The organism is Pseudarthrobacter sp. B907 (genome assembly GCF_040137805.1).
GTDB lineage: Bacteria > Actinomycetota > Actinomycetes > Actinomycetales > Micrococcaceae > Arthrobacter.
This window is the reverse complement of record NZ_JBEEQE010000011.1, coordinates 107,894-122,416: the sequence shown is the minus strand read 5'-3', so window position 1 is coordinate 122,416 and position 14,523 is coordinate 107,894. Positions and strand designations below refer to the sequence as shown.

At 69.2% G+C, this 14,523-nt stretch carries 13 protein-coding genes; 6 read left to right on the top strand and 7 right to left on the bottom strand.

The features are described from left to right. Both ABLI39_RS11440 and ABLI39_RS11435 read right to left on the bottom strand, forming a co-directional pair. Positions 1-904 (bottom strand): hypothetical protein (locus tag ABLI39_RS11440; RefSeq protein WP_349413541.1); only part of this gene is annotated, 904 nt, incomplete at its 3' end. Between the two features lie 1,410 nt (positions 905-2,314). After that, on the bottom strand, positions 2,315-2,683 hold the full coding sequence (locus tag ABLI39_RS11435; RefSeq protein ID WP_349413540.1) for a ClpX C4-type zinc finger protein: 369 nt from the start codon (positions 2,681-2,683) through the stop codon (positions 2,315-2,317). Between the two features lie 60 nt (positions 2,684-2,743). Between ABLI39_RS11435 and ABLI39_RS11430 the strand changes: the two genes are divergently transcribed. The 4 genes from ABLI39_RS11430 (at position 2,744) to ABLI39_RS11415 (ending at position 6,705) form a co-directional block, all read left to right on the top strand. After that, positions 2,744-4,087: an MFS transporter gene (locus ABLI39_RS11430; RefSeq protein WP_349413539.1), complete on the top strand. Its 1,344-nt coding sequence runs from the start codon at positions 2,744-2,746 to the stop codon at positions 4,085-4,087. A 127-nt stretch (positions 4,088-4,214) separates the two neighbouring features. Further along, a complete protein-coding gene (locus ABLI39_RS11425) occupies positions 4,215-4,820 on the top strand; it encodes a malonic semialdehyde reductase (protein WP_349413538.1) in 606 nt (201 codons plus the stop codon). A gap of 45 nt (positions 4,821-4,865) precedes the next feature. Further along, complete coding sequence (locus tag ABLI39_RS11420; protein WP_349413537.1) at positions 4,866-5,435, top strand: hypothetical protein; 570 nt, start codon at positions 4,866-4,868, stop codon at positions 5,433-5,435. Positions 5,436-5,538: 103 nt separating this feature from the next. Continuing rightward, the gene (locus tag ABLI39_RS11415) at positions 5,539-6,705 is read left to right on the top strand and encodes a GGDEF domain-containing protein (RefSeq protein WP_349413536.1); all 1,167 of its coding nucleotides are present in this window, start codon (positions 5,539-5,541) and stop codon (positions 6,703-6,705) included. Between the two features lie 51 nt (positions 6,706-6,756). Here the strand turns inward: ABLI39_RS11415 and pgm are convergent, their stop codons facing one another. Beyond that, the gene (gene pgm / locus ABLI39_RS11410; RefSeq protein ID WP_349413535.1) at positions 6,757-8,418 is read right to left on the bottom strand and encodes a phosphoglucomutase (alpha-D-glucose-1,6-bisphosphate-dependent); all 1,662 of its coding nucleotides are present in this window, start codon (positions 8,416-8,418) and stop codon (positions 6,757-6,759) included. 132 nt (positions 8,419-8,550) lie between these two features. Here pgm and ABLI39_RS11405 point away from each other — a divergent pair, with 132 nt between their 5' ends. Beyond that, on the top strand, positions 8,551-9,003 hold the full coding sequence (locus tag ABLI39_RS11405; protein WP_349413534.1) for a DUF4190 domain-containing protein: 453 nt from the start codon (positions 8,551-8,553) through the stop codon (positions 9,001-9,003). Here ABLI39_RS11405 and ABLI39_RS11400 read toward each other — a convergent pair. From ABLI39_RS11400 to ABLI39_RS11385, 4 genes are all read right to left on the bottom strand, one after another. Beyond that, positions 8,990-9,853, bottom strand: a complete 864-nt coding sequence (locus tag ABLI39_RS11400; RefSeq protein WP_349413533.1) for a phosphotransferase — start codon at positions 9,851-9,853, stop codon at positions 8,990-8,992. The two genes, ABLI39_RS11405 and ABLI39_RS11400, sit on opposite strands and share 14 nt — an antisense overlap. A 5-nt stretch (positions 9,854-9,858) precedes the next feature. Then, positions 9,859-11,328 carry a peptide MFS transporter gene (locus ABLI39_RS11395; RefSeq protein ID WP_349413532.1) on the bottom strand — a complete coding sequence of 490 codons (1,470 nt, stop codon included), beginning with the start codon at positions 11,326-11,328 and terminating at the stop codon, positions 9,859-9,861. Positions 11,329-11,430: 102 nt separating this feature from the next. Then, a complete protein-coding gene (locus ABLI39_RS11390) occupies positions 11,431-12,543 on the bottom strand; it encodes an alcohol dehydrogenase catalytic domain-containing protein (protein ID WP_349413531.1) in 1,113 nt (370 codons plus the stop codon). 83 nt (positions 12,544-12,626) lie between these two features. Beyond that, entirely contained in the window at positions 12,627-14,084 is a 1,458-nt protein-coding gene (locus ABLI39_RS11385; RefSeq protein WP_349413530.1) for an amidase, read from the bottom strand. A gap of 109 nt (positions 14,085-14,193) precedes the next feature. On the opposite strand from ABLI39_RS11385, the gene ABLI39_RS11380 reads away from it, so the two are divergent. After that, a complete protein-coding gene (locus tag ABLI39_RS11380; RefSeq protein WP_349413528.1) occupies positions 14,194-14,520 on the top strand; it encodes a rhodanese-like domain-containing protein in 327 nt (108 codons plus the stop codon). The last annotated feature ends 3 nt before the right edge of the window (positions 14,521-14,523 follow it).

The following is a 14,523-nucleotide window of genomic DNA, read 5'->3' as shown; positions in this document are numbered from 1 at the left end:
GGTTCGCGTCCAGGTCCAGGCCGAGGTTCGACGCCGTGGCGTAAGACCCGCGGTCCGTGCCGGTGTTCTGGATGGTGCTAGCCATGTTCAGGTTAGCGCCAAGGTCCAGCCCGAGGTTCGACGCCGTGGTGTAAGACCCGCGGTCCGTGCCGGTGTTCTGGATGGTGCTAGCCATGTTCAAGTTAGCGCCAAGGTCCAGCCCGAGGTTCGACGCCGTGGTGTAAGGCCCGCGGTCCGTGCCGGTGGTGTTTCCACCGCTGGTGCCTTGGAGGGTGCTGGCCGTGTTGAGGTTCGCGTCCCGGTCCAGGCCGAGGTTCGACGCCGGGGCGTAAGACCCGCGGTCCGTGCCGGTGTTCTGGATGGTGCTAGCCATGTTCAAGTTAGCGCCAAGGTCCAGCCCGAGGTTCGACGCCGTGGTGTAAGGCCCGCGGTCCGTGCCGGTGGTGTTTCCACCGCTGGTTCCCTCGAGGGTGCTGGCCGTGTTCAGGTTCGCGCCGAGGCCCAGGCCGAGGTTCGACGTCGAGGTGTAAGACCCGCGGTCCGTACCGGTGGCGTTCCCGCTGCTGGTGTCCTGGAGGGTGCTGGCCGTGTTGAGGTTCGCGCCGAGGCCCAGGCCGAGGTTCGACGCCGAGGTGTAAGACCCGCGGTCCGTGCCGGTGGCGTTTCCACTGCTGGTGCCCTGGAGGGTGCTGGCCGTGTTCAGGTTAGCGCCCAGGCCCAGGCCGAGGTTCGACGCGATGCTGTCGCGGTTCGCCGTCGTGGAGGCCGAGGTGATGCTTGTCTGGCCGCTGCTGGCGAGGTGCTGCTGGGTCCCGGTATCGGCCGAGGCCGCTCCGGCCCCAACTACAATGATTCCGCCGGCGAAGGCAGCGGCGCAGAGGGTGTTTCGGACAAATGAATTCATGACTGTTTTTTCCTCACGTGGATTGATGGTTCTCCCGGCAGGGTGCCGGTATGCCTAGTCGTTCTTCCGCGCTCGGGAGCGCGGCGCAGGCATCATCAGCCGGGTGAGAATCCAGGTGCCGGGTCAGCGGCCTTGGGGACAACAAAACTGAAGGGGAAGCCTTCCCCGTCCCGTGTGACGGGCAACATGAAGCGGTAGGAAAGATCAGCAGCGCTTGCCTGGCCAGGGCCCGCAGAGCCGCCGCTTCCCTGGCTACCGGAGACCGGTGCCGGAACGGTAGCGGGATCTCTGTGGTTTGGCGTACCAAACGGGCCCCGCGGAGAACTTTCGTCGCCGGACGTCGACGCCATGGTCATCCAAGCGCCCGCCCCTACCGGAAATGCGAACTCCGACGCCGTTGGGTTAGCCGTAGTCCTCCGGAGCTGGGACGGAGCGGAAGCTTCCGTTGCGAGAGAAGCCGATGCTCCAGTGCCGGCCTGGACACCGCCGGGCGCACTTGACGGCGTGACGCCCGGGACGGTGAGCACGGGTGAGGCAGGTGCCGCCACCGTGTGCGTCAGGGTGCCAACTAGGCTGCTGGAAACGCCACTCACCGGGTTGAGAACACCGACGGCGACGTCCGTCACAGGGGACAGCACCGGTTGTACGGTGCCGACCGCAACGTGCGTGACCGGCGCAAGGACTGGGGCCACAGCCGCTTCGGCCACGTGCGTGACCGGCGCGGTGACCGGGATCAGAACTAGGGTCTTGTCCAACAGGGGATCGGACGCCGGTGAAAGGGCGGCATCGAGAGTCGAGGTCGCCGAGGGTGCGGTGGCTTTGGCCACGGTCCCGTCCAGCAGGAGATCGCCGGCCGGTGCGGACGGGGCAACCGCGGGCTTCTCAGACACCTGGGCCGGGCGGATGGACGTTTCTTGTGGGGCCGGGTGAACGGGCGTCCGGACCGCCGCGATAACAGGTTTGAGGGGCGGGATGAGCGAGGATATCGACCCATTCACCGGTTCTGCCGGCGGCGGGTCCGAGGACTCGGCTGCTTGAGCCGCGCCGGCCCCGAAAATGATCCAGATGACCGCGAAGAGGCCGCCGACCAGGAGCAGTCTGAGAGTGCAGAGGGGATTGATGGCCGTGCGGTCCATCCCCACCTCCGATCTGCTTACACCACCACTGGGCCGGTTTGGCCGGCTGGCGCCGCACCCGCAGCGCCCGTACAGGGCGCCGCGGACGAGCATGTCGTTCACTAGGGATTCGGCAGTGCTCGGTCAACGGATGGGTCCAGTGCGAAAGATTCTCAGCATCCTGTTCGGCGTCATGCGGGCCGATGCTCTTCGCCGCCGGGTTCCCGACCCAGCAGAGCCAGTCTGCGTCTGCCCCATGCCGGACGACGACGCCTGATCCCCGGCCCCACCCCGCTCAGGGGACCTCCTTGAACCGCTGCCAGGCGGTTTGCCGGGTGATGCCCAGGGCGGCACCGATCCGGGACCAGCTGATGTCTCTTTCCCTGGCGGCGCCGACCCAGTGCCGCAGTTGCCCCTCGACTTGGGAGCCGAGGCGGGCAATTTCGGGCAGCTGCGCCAGGAGTTCCTCATCGCTCAGCCGCTCCCAATCGGGCCCAAGGGAGCGGGCACCGTCAGCCTGCTCGGGGGCGTCCAGAAGATCCCGGGCGGCGCCCAGGCAGTGCTCACAGATCGAAATGCCCGGGCCATCCACGAGCCGCCGGTCCCGGCTACCGACGCGGCCACAGAAAGAGCAATAGCGCTGTCCCGAATCGACGTCGACCATCTTGGCCCCTTCGTGCGTGGCGGCGTTGACAACGTCAGGCGTTACCTGACACCCTCACGTGTGACATTTCGCACATCGCCTGGCTCCCAGAGTAGCCGCCCCGCCGGCAAAGAACAGGGCTCCGGCGCTGCATCTTCCGGGCCGCTCCTGCGGGGACCGTTCCGGTGGCTCTTTATTGCTGGCATCGGCGACGGGATCGGTGACGACGTCGCGCGCGCCCTGTTGCCGGTTGTTGCCGTTGCCGTCCTCGGCGCCGGCGCTTTTGAAGCGGGAATCCTCAATGCCCTGGGCCTGGCGGCGTTCCTGGTTCTCGGCGTACCGGCCGGCGTCCTGGTGGACCGTTGGCCCCGGAAACCGGTCCTGATCGGCGCCAACCTCGTCCGGGCAGCCGCGGTGCTGACTGTGCCCGTTGCCTATGCGGCGGGGGCCCTGCAGCTGTGGCACCTTTTCCTCGTCGCCGCCGTCATCAGCATCGCCGACGTCTTCTTTACCTCGGCGCAGTCGGCGGTGATGCCTACGCTCTTGGCGGGAGACCAACTCGCGCGGGGCTACGCCAGGGTGCAGACCGTCCAAAGCGGCCTTGCCGTCGCGGCCCCCGGCGTCACCGGCGCCCTGATTCGGCTCGCCGCTGCGCCGGCCCTCCTGGCGATTTCCAGCGTGGCCTATCTGTTCTCCGCCGCGGTGACGTGCGGGCTCCCCGAGACGCGGTCCGCCCGGTCCCCAGGGCCAACGGGATTTTGGGCGGAGGCGCGCCACGGGCTGGGCTTCACACTGGGGCACCCGATCGTCCGGGCCCTGATGGGCTCGATTGCGCTGGTCAACGCGGCCGGAATGTGGGCCGCCGGCGCAAAGGTCGTCTTTGTCCTCAATGACCTGCGGATACCGGTGGACCAGGTCGTCGCGTTGGGCGCCGTATCCGCCGCCGGCGGACTGGCGGCCTCCCTGATGGCCACCGGCATAACCCGCCGCCTCGGAATCGGCAGGACCAAGCTCATCGCCAGCCTGGCCGGCGCCTGCTCCATGCTGCTGGTTCCCGCGGCCCCCGCCCTGGCGTTGCCAGCGGTGTTCTGGGTGGGCCTCTCCGGCTTCGGCTGGTCCTACTTCGTGGTGCTCAACGGCCTGGCGGGTGCCGGCATCGTGGCCCGGCTCGTCCCCGTGGGCCTGATGGGCAGGGCGATGTCCAGCTACCGGCTCGTCACCCTGGGCGTGATGCCCGTGGCCAGCCTCGCCGGCGGCTTCCTCGCACTCCTCGCCGGCGAGGCCACCGTCCTCTGGGCGTCGGCCGTCATTGCCGCCGCCTCGGCGTTGCCGGTCATCTTCTCGCCGCTCAGGCACTGGGAGACCTTTCCGGAGGAACTCGACGTCGGCCGTGCAGGGCACGCAGCGGTGACGGCGGGGAAGTAAGCCCCGCCGTCTATCCGCTGTGGGCGAGCTCACGCCCTTCGCCGGGAAGCTGCCGGCCGGAACGCCGGTTGAAGCAAGGGACAGCAGCAGCGCCCCGGACGGGCCGCCCCCAGCGAAAGGGACGCGAATGACGATCGCCCATGAAGAAGCAGTAATCGACGCCGCAGCGGTGGACGCCATCTTTGCCCAGGCGCGCACAGCCAACGCCTTCACCGGTGAGGTCACGGACGAGCAGGCACGCGCCATCTACGAACTGACCAAGTTCGGTCCCACCGCGTTCAACTCGCAGCCGCTGCGTGTCACCTACGTCCGCTCCGACGAGGCCCGGGCCACCCTGGTGGACGCCCTTTCCGCCGGAAACCGCGCCAAGACTTCGTCCGCGCCCCTGGTCGCGGTCCTCAGCACCGACACCGCCTGGCATGAGCAGTGGGACACCTTCCTCCCCGGCTACAACGCCCCCAAGGCCATGTACGACGCCGCGCCGGACCTCGCCGCGGCCACCGGCAACAACAACGCCCACCTGCAGGCCGGGTACTTCATCCTCGCCGTCCGGTCGCTGGGACTTTCGGCCGGGCCGATGACCGGCGCCGACTTTGGCAAGATCGATGCCGCCTTCTTCCCGGACGGGAGCCAGAAGAGCTTTATGGTGGTCAACATCGGCCAGGCCGCCGAGAACGCCTGGGGCGCTCCGAAGCCCAAGTTCGCCTACGAAGACGTGGTCCGCACCGTCTGACCACCGGGCGGCGACCACGTCGTCGGGCAGTGGCAGACTATGCCCATGCGGAACCTGATTGTGGTCGCCTTCCTCGAGCCGGTCACCGAGGGAATGGAATTCCCCCGCGACGCCTGGCCCCTGCACATCACGCTGGTGAAGTTCGACGTCGTCGGGCCACCGCCGCAAGGCGACGGGCCACCGCCGCAAGGCGACGACGGCGCCGGGGGCCCGGAGAGCAGCGACGCAGCCGCCGTCGGGAATGACGCGCTGGCCGCGCGCGTGGCCGGGCTTATGGACGCGCCGGTCCGGGCCGCGCTTGGCAGCACCGTCACTGTCGGCGGAGAGGCCGGCTTTGGCCGCGGCGGATCAGTCCCGGTCAGCCTGATCGAGGCCAGCGCCCCACTCCAGGGCCTCCATGAGGCTCTCGTGGGAGTGGTCGAGGCGTTGCCGGGCCGGATCGCCACCCCCGGTTACACCATGGCGGGGTTCCGTCCGCATGTGTCCCACCGGGACGGGAAAGCGCCCAGGGCCGGTGAGAACCTGGAGCTGGACCGGATCGCGCTCGTGGACATGGCTCCCGACGGCGGACACTCCACGAGGCGGCTGCTCCGGCTTTGGGAGGCAACATTGTGAACGAACCTCTTCATTCGCCGTCCGAGGTGCAATACTTGGGTCAAAATGGGACTGACACCGACAACCACCGGGGTCACGAGGTGCGTGCTGGGGGAACCACAGGATGATGCTTGACACCTCCACCTTGCGGGTTGCCTTGGCCGTAGTCACCCTGACGTTGCTCTGCCTGTTCTACTTCATCACCTACCGGCGGACCCGATCCCTTTTCAGCGGATGGTGGTGCTCCGCCCTGCTGCTCTTCCTCACCGGATCGGCGTCGTATCTGCTGGATGGTACCGAGCATCAGGCGTGGGCGAACCCGCTGGGCAACACCCTGCTGGTTGGCGGAGCAGTCGCCATGTGGGCGGGCGCCCGGTCGCTGCGCAACCGAAGTTCCCAGCTGTGGGCCATGCTGGCGGGTCCGGCCGTGACGGGTATCCTGTCCATCCTGGACCATCCGGCAACCAACAACTGGTCCGGCGGCGCGGTCCTGCTCGGCATGATGGGACTGATGCTCGGGCTTTCGTCCCGGGAGCTCTTCGTGCTCGACGTCGACTACTCCCGAGTGCACCGCCCCCTCGCCTATGGCTCGGCGTTCCTGGCCGTTTTCTACGCCGGCCGGCTGACCGCCTTTCTTATCGACGGCCCGGAAGGCCCGGTGTTCGTCTCCTACTTCGGCTCGGTGGTGACGACACTCCTCACCTCGATGATCCTGGTGCTGGCCTCTTTCACCATGGTGGAGCTGAGCAACGAGCAACTGACCCGTGACCTGCGGGCGCGCGCCACCGTCGACGGGCTCACCGGGCTCCTCAACCGCACCGCCTTCGTGGATCTGGCGGAGAATGAACTGCGCCGCCTCAGCGGCGCCCGGACCACCGCCGCCCTTGTCCTGGCCGACCTGGACCATTTCAAGGCCGTCAACGACCAGTACGGGCATGCGGCCGGCGACGAGGCGCTGCAGGCGTTCGCTACCGCGTGCACGTCAGCGGTCCGCTCCACCGACCTCGTGGGGCGCTACGGCGGGGAGGAATTCATCCTGCTCCTGCCGGGCCTCAGCCCGGAGCGGGCCGGTGAGATGGCGGCCGTCATCAGCCGCCGGCTGCAGGAAGCACAACCGAACGTCGCGGCCCGGCTTCCTACCGTGAGCTACGGGATTGCCTCGACCGGCCCCGGCCGGGTCGATATGAAGGCCCTGATCGCCTCGGCGGACGCCGCCCTTTACCGCGCCAAAACCCTCGGCCGGGACCGGTCGGTGCTGGCAACCAGCCTCCGCGAGGAACAGACTGCCTGAGCCGTCGCCCCGGACCCCGACCGGACCCGGCTCTGTTCCGGGGCGGTCCGGCTAGGAAATCACCCCGTCCACCAGGGCCTTGGCCTCGGCCTGCACCTGCTTGAGGTGCTCCGCGCCCTTGAATGACTCGGCGTAGATCTTGTACACGTCCTCGGTGCCGGAGGGCCGGGCAGCGAACCAGGCGTTCTCGGTGACCACCTTGAGGCCGCCGATGGCCGCGCCGTTGCCCGGTGCCTCAGTCAGCTTGGCCGTGATGGTCTCGCCGGCCAGTTCCGTCGCGGTGACGTCCGACGGCGAGAGCTTCCCCAGGGCGGCTTTCTGCTCCCGGGTGGCGGCGGCATCGATGCGTGCGTAGACGGGGTCGCCGAACTGGTCGGTGAGGCCCTTGTACAGCTGCGAGGGGGACTTACCGGTGACCGCGGTGATCTCGGAGGCCAGCAGGGCCAGCAGGATGCCGTCCTTGTCCGTCGTCCAGACGCTGCCGTCCATTTTGTTGAACGAGGCGCCGGCGGATTCCTCCCCGCCGAAGGCTCCCTCGCCGGACAGCAGGCCGGGCACGAACCATTTGAAGCCCACCGGGACCTCGACGAGCTTGCGCCCCAGGCTCTCGGCCACCCGGTCGATGATGGAGGAGGACACCAGGGTCTTGCCGATCACGGACTGCGGGCTCCACCCGGTGCGGTGCCGGTAGAGATAGTCAATGGCAACGGCGAGGTAGTGGTTGGGGTTCATCAGGCCGCCCTGTCCACCAACAAGGGGCGTGACGATGCCGTGCCGGTCGGCGTCGGCGTCGTTCCCGGTGGCGATGTCGAAGCTGGCGCCCTCAGCCATCCGGTTGATCAGCGAGGCCATGGCCGACGGCGAGGAGCAATCCATCCGGATTTTCTCGTCCCAGTCCAGCGTCATAAAGGCCCACTGCGGGTCGACGGTCGGGTTCACGACGGTGAGATTGAGGTGGTGGCGTTCGCCAATTTCGCCCCAGTAGTCCACGGAGGCGCCGCCCATGGGGTCGGCGCCGATGCGGACCCCCGCCTCGCGGATGGCGTTCAGGTCAAGCACGGACGGCAGGTCGTCGACGTAGCTGGAGAGGAAATCGAACTTCCCGGTGGTGCCGGCCGCCAGGGCCTCGGCAATCGGGACGCGCTTGACCCCGCGCAGGCCGTTCTCGAGGAGCTCGTTGGCGCGGTTGGCGATCCAGCCGGTGGCGTCGGTGTCAGCCGGGCCGCCGTGCGGCGGGTTGTACTTGAAGCCGCCGTCGCCGGGCGGGTTGTGGCTGGGGGTCACCACAATCCCGTCGGCCTGCGGCGCGCCGGCGGCCGCGTTGTTGTTGTGGGTCAGGATGGCGTGGCTCAGGGCAGGGGTAGGTGTGTAGCCGTGGCGGGCATCGATCAGGACGTGCACGCCGTTGGCCGCGAGGACCTCGAGAGCGGAATTCTGCGCCGGTTCACTCAGGGCGTGGGTGTCCTTCGCGAGGTACAGCGGACCGGTGATGCCCTGGCCCGCGCGGTATTCCACGATGGCCTGGGTGATGGCGAGGATGTGGGGCTCATTGAACGAGGCCTTGAGGCTCGAGCCCCGATGCCCGGAGGTTCCGAACGCCACCCGCTGGCCTGGGTCGCCCAGGTCAGGCGCGACGTCGTAGTACGCGTCCAGGAGCGCAGTGAGGTCAACAAGGTCTTGGGGTTGGGCAACAGTGCCCGCGCGGCTAGCCATGGCTCCAGCATGCCAGACGCGGGGGCCGGGGCAACATGGTTTCGCGGGAATCGGGCCGCTGTGACGCCGCAGGTCACGCCCTCGAAACGGCGCGGCGGTAATCTTGAGGGACACATGCCAGAGGGGAACACCATGACCGATCAGACCAGGCACCATGGGGCGCAGCGCGGGGACCAGCCGCCCTGGAGCCCGCCGTATGGTCCCGACGGCCATGTCCCGCCAATGCCGGCGTCGGCACCGCACCTCGGGCAGCCGGCCGGCTACCCGGGCAGCTACGGGCGGCCGCCGGGACCGCACGCCGATGCCTACGGCCAGCCGAACTACTACGGCGTGGCCGCCGCTCCGAAGGTCCTGAGCATCGCGAGCCTGTGCTGTGGCATCGCGTCCTTCCTGGGTTTCGGCTTTTTCCTGCTCCCGCAACTGGCCGCCGTCGTCCTCGGGCATCTCGCGCTGAGCCGGGAGCCGGCCGGGCGGGGCATGGCGATCGCCGGCCTGGTCCTGGGCTATGTCGCGATTGCCATCACGGTGCTGGTGGTCGTCACCCTTGGCGTCGCCTTCTCGAACGCGGACTTCATCGGCCGGTAAGGGCGTCCACGAATCGGTCCGCGTTGGCCTCCAGCCAGGCGCCGCGGCGGCGGATCATGCCGCCGACGCCCTCGCCCCACATCCGGGCCCAGCCGCCGCCGAGGACCCTCGCGTTGTGTTCCATCCGCCGGTAGCTCAGCGCGGCCGCCTCGATCCCAAACGCCGGCAGCGCATGCCGTTCCGCATCGGTCCAGCCGTAGGCGTCGGCGAAAATCCGGAGCCTCCGGAACGGGTCGTTGGCTTCCCAGCCCGGCCACCCGTCGGCCGGGTCCCGGAGCGGTGCCCAGTGTGACGCGGTGTTGAAGGAATCCTTGAACGCCGTGGCGGGGCCGGCGAGGTCGAAGTCCACCAGCCCGACGGCGAGCCCCTCACGGACCACAACGTTTTGCGGGGTGACGTCAAGGTGGCAAACGAGTTCTGCCGGCTCCGGGCTGACCGCGCCCGGCGGGGTATAGCGGGGCGGAAACGGATGCGCGGCCGGCACGAAACCGGCCGAGGCCGTGTGCAGCCGGCGGAGCAGCCGGGCGACGGACGCGAGCAGCTCCTCGGACTGGACCCAGGCCTCCGGGACCGGCCCGGCGCATTCGCCGGCCAGGAAGGTCAGCACGTCCCTGCCCTCCGCGTCGCGGCCCAGGAACCTCGGGGCGCCCTCGAAACCGGCATCTTCGAGCCAGTCCAGGTAGGCGGCGACGGCCAGGGACTGCGGCTGGTGCGGGCGGCGGATGGTGCCGCCCACCCGCACCACGCCCTCAGTGACATCGCCCGCCGGCACAGGTTCGACGTCGGACGCCTCGCCGGGGGCGGGGACGTAGACGCGGGCCTCAACCGGCGGGCGATGTCGGGTGCTCATTCAGCTCAGCGTACGCCGCCCATGAGCTTCTTGATGGCAGGGGAGGCCGCGGCCAGGCCGACGGCCAGGAGCATCGCCGTGCCGCCGACGCCGATGAAGTACGGCAGTTCGTCGTCGGGGTTGTAGAGGCCCGTGAGCATCCCGGCCAGGGTGGTGCCCAGCGAGACCGAGAGGAAGAACAGGGCCACCATCTGGGTGTGGAAGGCCTTGGGCGCCAGCTTCGTGGTCACCGACAGGCCGATGGGCGAGAGGAACAGTTCCGCGAGCGTGAACAGCAGCAGGATCCCCACCAGGGCCAGCAGCGGCGTCTTGCCCTCGCCGGCCAGCGGGATGAAGGCCAAGAAGGCGAGGCCCATCACGAAGAGTCCGATCGAGAACTTCAGCGCCGAGCCGGGCTGTTTGCGTCCCAGCCGGGTCCACAGCGCCGCCATAACACCGGCGAAGATGATGATGAACACCGGGTTGATCGACTGGACCCAGGCGGCCGGCATTTCCCAGCCGAACAGGTTCCGGTCCAGCTTCTCCTCCGAGTACACGGCAATGAAGGTGAACTGCTGCTGGAAGAGCGCCCAGAACGCGGCGGAGGCGATGTACAGCGGGATAAACGCTGCCACCCGGCCGCGCTCGGTGGCGTTGACCTTCTTGCTGCTGAAGATCAGCACGAAGTAGAGCACGGAGGCGCCGATCGCGGCATAGGCCATCGACATGGCGAGGTTGTCCGCGTTCACGGTGCCGGTGGCGAGCAGCGCGGCGATGACCGCGGCGATGCCGGCGAAGATCAGGCCGTACTTGGTGCGCTCCGCGGCGGGCAGCGGGTTCGGAACCCGGTGGGCCTCCTCGGGGAGCTTGTTGCGGCCGAGGGCGTAGATGCCCAGGCCCAGCGCCATGCCGACGGCGGCGGCGCCGAAGCCCCAATGGAAGCCCTGGCTCTCCTGCAGCCAGCCGGTGACCAGCGGGCCGATCAGGGCGCCGGCGTTGATGCCCATGTAGAAGATGGAGAACCCGGCGTCGCGGCGTTCGTCCTTCTCGCGGTACAGGCTTCCGACCAGTGCGGTGGCGTTGGCCTTCAGGCCGCCGGAGCCGACGCCCACCAGCACAAGGCCGGCAATCAGGCCCGGCACGCCGGGGATCAGGGCGAGGGCGATGTGGCCGGCCATGATCATGATGGCGGAGCCGAACAGCACCCGCTCGGAGCCGAAGAGCCGGTCCGCGAGCCAGGCGCCCAGGATGGTCGAAAGGTAGACGCCGCCGCCGTAGGCGCCGACAAGGCTGGCGGCGAGGGCCTTGTTGATCTCCAGGCCGCCCTCAGCGGCGGTGAAGTACATGTAGTAGAGAAGAATCCCCTGCATTCCGTAGAAGGAGAAGCGCTCCCACATTTCTACGGAGAAGAGGCTGGCCAGCATTTTCGGGTGGCCAAAAAACGAGGTATCGCCCGGCGTTGTAGCGGGGGGATTGGCTAAATGAGTTGTGCTCATTTACTTAATGCTGACACCGCGGCGCGCGATTGTCACATCCGCGGCGGCCCGGGGCAAGTCAATTCGAGGGTGTTTCGCCCTTTGGATCCGCCCCGGTTGCCCTCACCCGGCGTCGAACATGATGACCTGGCGGACCGCTTTGCCGTCGGCCAGCTGGTCCATGGCCTGGTTGATGTCCGCCAGGGCGATGCGGGACGAAATGAGCTCCTCGACCGGCAGCTTCCCGTCCCGCCAGAGCTGGGCGTACTTGGGGATGTCGCGTGCCGGGACCGCCGAGCCGAGGTAGCTGCCAACGATCGTGCGGGCCTCCGCCGTGATGGTCAGCGGGGACAGCTGGGCGCGGGAATCGGGGGAGGGCAGACCCGCCGTGATCGTGGTGCCGCCGACGTCGGTGGCGGCGAACGCGGTCTCGAATGCCCGGGCACTGCCGGCGCATTCGACGACGAACTTGGCCTTGACGCCTTGTTCTGCCAGTTGCTGCGGGGTGTAGGTTTCGTGCGCGCCGAGCCGGCGGGCGTGGTCCAGCTTCTCGGCCAGGGTGTCCACGGCGACGATCCGGGAGATTCCCTGGGAGACGGCGGTGATCAGCGCGGCCATGCCGACGCCGCCGAGCCCCACGATCATGATGCTGTCCTCGGGCCGGGGTTTCGCCGCGTTCAGCACGGCGCCGCCGCCGGTGAGCACCGCGCAGCCGAGGACCGCGGCGATGTCCGCGGGGATGTCGTCGTCGACCGGCACCGCGGAGGCCCGGTCCACGACGGCGTGGCTGGCGAATCCGGAGACACCGAGGTGGTGGTAGACGGTCTCGCCGCCGCGGCTCAGGTGCATGGAACCGTGCAGCAGGCTGCCCTCGCCGTTGCTCCTCGAACCCGCGGTGCAGGGCAGCCGGCCGTCGGCGGCGCAGTTGGCGCACTGCTCGCAGCGCGGCAAAAAGGACATAACTACGCGCTGGCCGGGCTGAAGGTCGGTGACGTCGGCGCCGACCTCGACGACGCGGCCGGCGGCTTCATGGCCCAGCAGCATGGGCACCGGGCGGACGCGGTTCCCGTCGACGACGCTGAGGTCCGAGTGGCAGATGCCGGCGGCCTCGAGGCGGACAAGGATTTCCGTGGGCCCGGGGGCAGAGAGTTCCAGCTCAGCGATGCTGATGGGTTTGGACTCCGCAAAGGGCCGGGGGCGGCCGATTTCCTCAAGCACTGCTCCGGTGATCTTCATCGATCGCTCTCCTGTCGTTGACCCGCGTCGGCACCAGTAAACCCCACGCGGGAGCGGCCCGGGAAATCCCCGCCGCGGGCCGGCTAGAAACCCAGCTGCGCGGCGACCTGCAGGAGCAGCCCCTCGGAGCCCACGGGGCCCACCAGCTGGATGCCCATCGGCACGCCGGACCCCGGGGCGCCGCCGGTCCAGTGCACCGGGATGCTGATCGCGGGCAGCCCGCACACGTTGACCAGGGAGGACCACGGCGCGAACTCGCACTGCTTGCGGTAGTCCTCGTCCGCATCCGTGGCCCGCTCGGCGGCGGGCCAGTAACCGTCCCCGTGCCCGGCGCCGGTGAACCAGCCCACCGGTCGCGGCGTTTGCGCCAGCGCCGGGCTCAGGACCAGGTCCCAGGCGGCGAACTGCGCCACCGTGTCCCGCTCGAACTGCCGCAGGAACCCGAGGGCCTCGTCCAGCTTCGCCGCGCTGCGCTGCTGGGCGCGGCGCCGGAAGGTCCGGGTCAGCGGGGTCAGCAGTGCCTCGCGCTGCGGCGCGATCCGGGCACCGCCGACGCCGGCGGTCCAGGCTGTCGTGAACGTACCGGGGTAGCGGTTGTCGTAACGGATGGGGGCTTCGCCGGTCTCATGCCCGGCAGCCTCCAGCAGGCTGATGCCCGCGGCCAGGGCGTCGAGGGCCTCGCGGTCCGGCGTGAAAGGGAACACCGCCTGCCACGGGCTGTCCAGGCTGACGCCGATCCGCAGCCGGGGCGGATCCTGGCCGGCCAGCGCCAGGTAGCTGCCCCTGGGCCCGGGAGACCGCCCCGACGCACGTGGTGCGTTCTCCGCCGGGACGAGCGCGTCGAGCAGCAGGGCGGCATCCGCAGCGCAGCGGGCCAGCGGGCCGGCGACCACCAGCCTGGCCGGGTCACCGGTGCTTTCCCCTGCCGGGACCAGCCCGCGGCCCGGCTTCAGGCCCACCAGCCCGCAGGCCGCGGCCGGGATGCGGATGGAGCCGCCACCGTCGGATCCCGGCGCAAAGGGGAGCAGCCCCGCGGCCACGGCGGCAGCACTGCCGCCTGAGGAGCCGCCGGAGCTGCGGCTCAGTGCGTACGGGTTGCGCGAGGGCGGGGCGATCCGGTTCTCGCTGTAGGCCGTCAGCCCGAATTCCGGGACCTGCGTCTTGCCCAGCGAGATGACGCCGACGCCCTTTAGCGCCGCGGCGAGGGCGCCGTCGGCCGGGGCCGGTTTGTGCTCCAGGGCGGCGCTGCCGTGGGTGGTGACGACGCCGGCGACGTCGGTCAGGTCCTTGAACGCCGTCGGCATCCCGTGCAACAGCGGGAGGGCCGGGCCGCCATCGTTGGCCGCGCGGGCGTGGCGGGTGTCCGCGGCGGCGGCGTCCGCGAGGGCCTGTTCCGCGGTGACCGTGATGAACGCGCCAAGGTGCGGGTTGTTGTCCGCGATGCGGTCCAGGAAGTGCGCCGTGGCCTGACGGGCGGAGAGCTCTCCGGAGCGCAGGGCGTCTCGGAGCCCGACGGCTGATAGTTCGTGGATCTCGGCCAAGGGGCTCCTTTGCGCTCCCCAGAAGCGTAACGTGCCGCCGGGTTGGGCACGCGTTCCAGGCGCTGGCGATACGCTGGAAGCAGACTTGGTTCCAGCGGAGAGGACGACCATGAGCGAGATCGAGACCGTGACCGTTTCCGATATCCCCGAGGCGGCGCGGCTTCTGGACGTGCGCGAGGACTACGAGTGGGCGGCAGGCCACGCCGAGCACGCCCTGCACATCCCCCTTGACCAGCTCCCGGCCCGGCTCGATGAACTGGATCCGGACGAGGACCTCTATGTCATCTGCCGCACCGGCGGACGTTCCTTCCGTGCTGCGCAGTGGCTGGTTGGCCACGGCTACTCCGCACTGAACGTTGCCGGCGGCATGGACCAGTGGCTTGAGAACGGCCTGCCGCTCGTCTCCGACAGCGGGCTCAAGCCCGTCATCCTGTAAACA

What these genes read in the sequence shown, in the direction of transcription:
- ABLI39_RS11435 (WP_349413540.1), bottom strand. Translation starts at nt 2,683, where the DNA reads ATGGTCGACGTCGATTCGGGACAGCGCTATTGCTCTTTCTGTGGCCGC.
- ABLI39_RS11425 (WP_349413538.1), top strand. Translation starts at nt 4,215, where the DNA reads ATGACGATCGCCCATGAAGAAGCAGTAATCGACGCCGCAGCGGTGGAC.
- ABLI39_RS11420 (WP_349413537.1), top strand. Translation starts at nt 4,866, where the DNA reads ATGCGGAACCTGATTGTGGTCGCCTTCCTCGAGCCGGTCACCGAGGGA.
- ABLI39_RS11415 (WP_349413536.1), top strand. Translation starts at nt 5,539, where the DNA reads ATGATGCTTGACACCTCCACCTTGCGGGTTGCCTTGGCCGTAGTCACC.
- pgm (WP_349413535.1), bottom strand. Translation starts at nt 8,418, where the DNA reads ATGGCTAGCCGCGCGGGCACTGTTGCCCAACCCCAAGACCTTGTTGAC.
- ABLI39_RS11405 (WP_349413534.1), top strand. Translation starts at nt 8,551, where the DNA reads ATGACCGATCAGACCAGGCACCATGGGGCGCAGCGCGGGGACCAGCCG.
- ABLI39_RS11400 (WP_349413533.1), bottom strand. Translation starts at nt 9,853, where the DNA reads ATGAGCACCCGACATCGCCCGCCGGTTGAGGCCCGCGTCTACGTCCCC.
- ABLI39_RS11395 (WP_349413532.1), bottom strand. Translation starts at nt 11,328, where the DNA reads ATGAGCACAACTCATTTAGCCAATCCCCCCGCTACAACGCCGGGCGAT.
- ABLI39_RS11390 (WP_349413531.1), bottom strand. Translation starts at nt 12,543, where the DNA reads ATGAAGATCACCGGAGCAGTGCTTGAGGAAATCGGCCGCCCCCGGCCC.
- ABLI39_RS11380 (WP_349413528.1), top strand. Translation starts at nt 14,194, where the DNA reads ATGAGCGAGATCGAGACCGTGACCGTTTCCGATATCCCCGAGGCGGCG.